This window comes from Oleiphilus sp. HI0125, from assembly GCF_001635355.1.
Window position 1 is genome coordinate 1 of record NZ_LWGF01000428.1, and the last position, 465, is coordinate 465.

The window sequence follows — 465 nt, forward strand, 5'->3', positions numbered from 1 at the left end:
TCGGGATTAACCTGCTTCAAGTCGAAGATCAATTGAGCCAGATCCTCGATAGAATAAATATCATGATGAGGCGGAGGAGAAATCAACGTCACACCAGGTACAGAATAACGAAGCTCTGCGATCAAGTCGTTGACTTTACCGCCAGGCAACTGACCACCTTCACCAGGTTTTGCACCCTGAGCAACTTTAATCTGAATAACTTCAGCACTGCTTAGATAATGCGGTGTAACACCAAAACGACCCGAAGCAACCTGCTTGATCTTAGAACGTTTAACAGTTCCATAACGCGCGACATCTTCGCCACCCTCACCAGAGTTAGAACGGCCACCTAGAGTGTTCATCGCAACAGCTAATGCTTCGTGTGCTTCAGGAGACAACGCCCCCAAAGACATCGCTGCAGAGTCAAAACGCGGGAAGATATTTTCAACTGGCTCTACCTCGTCCAAGGAGATAGGAGAAATACCT

General features: G+C 47.5%; 1 protein-coding gene. It reads right to left on the bottom strand.

The window, feature by feature from the left end; translation table 11 throughout:
* The coding region (locus A3762_RS05735) for a glutamate synthase-related protein (RefSeq protein ID WP_255375033.1) at positions 1 to 465 on the bottom strand (465 nt) is incomplete at both ends.